Here is a 3432-nt window from a genome sequence, read left to right as displayed (position 1 = left end):
TAGCCCACCCACCCGAGGACACCGCAAAGGGGTGGGGGGCGGGACCTTCCCCGGGTGTTCCGGCGTACAGTGGATGAACGGGGTGAGTGCATGACGGGTCGCATCCAGCGTCGGCGGTGGGTCGCCGGCGGGCTTGGCGTTTTGCTCGTGGGGGGAGGCCTGGCCATGGCCGCGTCCGGGCGGTGTCTCTCCGCCTGGGTGTTCCAGGGCGTGGAGGTCCACCAGTGCCCGGACGGCGCGTTCCGCCAGACGGCGGGGCTGTCCGCCGACGGCCTGGCGCGAGGCGCTTCCAGTCGCGTGGCGGTCTGGGCGGAGGCGCACGCGGTGGACGAACAGGGCAACGTCCTGCGGGCGCCCGTGGGCCGGGGCACCGCGGCGCTGTTCCTGGTGGACGCGGCCGGCAAGGAGACGCCCCTGCCGGTGGACGAACAATCCCGCTGGGAGCGCGAAGGCAATGGACCGTTGACGGCGCCGATGACGCTGCCTCAGGTGCCGGACGGCGACTACCGGCTGCGCGCGCGCGTCACCACGCCGCTGGGCAGCGACACGGTGGAGGCGGCCCTGCCGCTGTACGCGCCCGCGCGGGTGCGGGTGCTGACGGACCGGCCCCTGTATGAGCCCGGGCACCGGGTGCGCTTCCGCGCGGTGGTGCTGCGCGCGAAGGACCTGTCGCCGCTCGACGGGCGGCCGGGGACGTGGAAGGTGATGGACCCCACCGGGGAGGTGGTGCTGGAGGAGCGCGCCCCCGCGGGGCCCTGGGGCGTGGTGGCCGGGGACCTTCCGCTGGACCGGGGCGCGAACACGGGCGAGTGGACGGTGGCGTGGACCAGCGGCGGCGCGTCCGGCGAGTCGCGCTTCACGGTGGAGCCCTTCAGCCTGCCGCGTCTGCGGATGGAGGCCCAGAGCCCGAAGCCCTTCTGGCGCGCGAACGAGACGCCGGAGGTGACAGGGCAGGTGTCCTACGCGTCCGGCGCGCCGGTGGCGGACTCGGACGTGGCGCTCACGTGGAGCCATGCGGGCGCGTGGCCGCCTCCGCCGGAGTGGCTCAAGGGCGAGCTTCCCCAGAAGGTCCGCACGGACGCGTCGGGCCGCTTCCGGGTGACGCTGCCGCGCGTGCCCGCGGACCTGCGCGGGCAGGTGACGCTGAGCGCCCGCCTGGAGGCGAAGGACGCCACGGGCGAGCCGGTGCGGGGCGCGGTGTCGCTGCTGCTGTCCGAGGACGCGCTGGCCGTGTCCGCGGTGACGGAGCTGGAGGACGGGCTCGTCGCGGGCTTCAGCAACCGCGTGTACCTGCGCGCCACCACCGCGTCGGGCCGGGTGCTGCCGGGCGCGGAGGTGACGGTGACGCGCGCGTGGGATCCGGCGGATCCGGGCGTGCGCGCGGTGGCGGACGAGGACGGCGTGGCCGCCTTCCAGCTGGACCCGGGCCCCGCGGTGAACGTGGTGGTGCCGCCGCAGCCCGTGCGCGTGCTGCCGCGCCCGCCGCCCGTGAGCCTGGCGTCGGCGCGGGACCTGTTGAACAACGACGAGGAAGAGCAGGCGTCGATGGCGGATCAGCTCGCGCTGGAGCGCCTGCTGCCCGCGCTGCATCCCTGCGCGCGCTTCGTCTCTCCGTCCACCGGGTCCGCCACGGTGGAGCTCGCGGCGCGGGTGGCCCCGTCGGGGCAGGTGCAGGACGTGGTCGGCGCCGAGGAGGGGCCCTGCGCGTGCGTGGCGACGGTGCTGCGTAGTCGTGCGCTGTCGTCTGGCAGGGAGCGGATGCTCGTGATGCAGTTCTCCGTCACGGATCCCGGCCTGCCCCTGCTGGAGCTGGAGCCGCAGGCGGCCTTCGGTGAACCGGACGCAGTGGTCGAAGCCCTGGCCGTCCCCGCGCTGGATGCGCGCGCGTGCCTGCCGCCCACCCTGTCGGAGTCCTCGGAGCTGCCCATCACGCTGGCGTGGCGACAGGTGGCCGGGCAGCGGGACGTGGCGGTGTCGTGGGTCCCGGGGACGTCGCGGGAGCCGGTGCTCCCCACGACGGTGCTCGCGTGCATCAAGGAGCGCTTCGCGCGGATCCGCGTGCCGGCGCCAACGCCGGAGGCCTTGGAGGACGGCTCGCCGCAAGGGGCCTCCATGGGCGTGGTGCACTTCACCGTGGAGCCCCAGGAAGGGCCGGGGCAGGCCCGTCAGGCGCAGGCCACCACGTTCCTCGGCTACGAGCTCAAGGTGCGGGCGAAGTGGGACGGCCAGGACGTGGGCGAGACGAAGTGGGTGGTGCGCCCCGCGCGGCTGCCGGTCCTGCGCCTGCGGGCGACGCCCGTGCTGGCGAAGGCGGGCGAGGTCGTGAAGGTGGAGCTCTTGCGCGGCCCGGGCTTCCAGGGCGACCTGCCCCGGACGCTGGTGCTGGTGGCGGGGCAGGCGCGGCTGAAGGAGACGGTGGACATGGCCACGCGCTCGGCGCGCTTCACGCTGCCCGCGGACTTCGAGGGCTGGGCCCAGGTGGAGGGCGTGGAAGCGCAGGCGCGCGTGTACGTGGCGCCGCGCGCGAAGCTGACGGTGGAGGTGTCGCCGGACAAGCCCGCGTACGCGCCCGGAGCGCTGGCGCACCTGCAGGTCCACACGGTCGTGGACGGCAAGGACGGCGCGGCGGCGGTGGGCCTCTTCGGCGTGGACGAGACGCTGTCACAGCTCGCGCCGCTGCCGGGCGCGGATGCGCTGGATGGCCTGCGGCCCTCGCCCACGGTGTCCTCGCCGGCCTTTGGCGTGCTGGACGGCCAGGCGCTGACGATGGGGCGGATCCGCGGCGCGAACGCGGCGGCGGCGGCGCTCCTGCGGGTGACGCAGGTGCCCGCGCCGGAGGAGCTGGAGACGCGCGTGGCGGCGAGCGCGACCACGCCCTTCTCCCCGGACGCGGAGCTGACGGAGCCCTTCTACGCGGTGCTGACGGAGCTGCACGCGCAGACGCGCAAGTGGGAGCAGACGGCGCCCGCGGGCGAGACGTTGGATCCGGCGGGCCTCGCCCGGCTGTGGACGGCGTCGCTCGCCGCGTGTGAGCAGCGCGGGGAGAAGGTGACGGATGCGTTCGGCCGCAAGCTGCGGCTGTCGCGCCTGCCGTCGGACTTGCTGGAGCTGACGGATCCCCGCGCGGTGGTGGTGAGTGGAACGCGGTTGCCGGAAGACGTCGTGAACTGGGGCGCGTGGGTCGCCCGGGAGTCGCCATGAGCTCGCGTGCGATGAAGGTCGGGGCCGGTGGCCTCGTGGTGGGCTTCGTGATGGGCGTATGGGCCGTGGCGATGATGCGCAACGGCGAGACCGCTGCCTACGCGCTCGCGGCCGAGCCGATGCCTGTCGCGACCATGGCTCCTCCGATGGCGGAAGGGTATGCCGAGGCGGCCCCGCCGCCGATGCAGAAGCGCAAGACCCTGAGTTCCTTTGGCTCGAAGGGACTGGGCG

Annotated in this window: 2 protein-coding genes; both read left to right on the top strand. The window is 74.7% G+C overall.

Features of this window, described 5'->3' with window-relative positions; genetic code table 11:
* The first annotated feature begins 165 nt into the window (after window positions 1-165).
* Window positions 166-3201 carry an MG2 domain-containing protein gene (locus tag D7V97_RS41435; protein WP_368669018.1) on the top strand — a complete coding sequence of 1012 codons (3036 nt, stop codon included), beginning with the start codon at window positions 166-168 and terminating at the stop codon, window positions 3199-3201.
* Window positions 3198-3432: hypothetical protein (locus D7V97_RS41430; RefSeq protein ID WP_147445213.1), on the top strand; the 235-nt coding region annotated here is incomplete at its 3' end. The genes D7V97_RS41435 and D7V97_RS41430, both read left to right, overlap by 4 nt.

The organism is Corallococcus sp. CA053C, from assembly GCF_003611675.1.
GTDB lineage: Bacteria > Myxococcota > Myxococcia > Myxococcales > Myxococcaceae > Corallococcus.
Note: the sequence above shows the minus strand (reverse complement) of the source record. Positions and strands in the feature narration are given on the sequence as shown.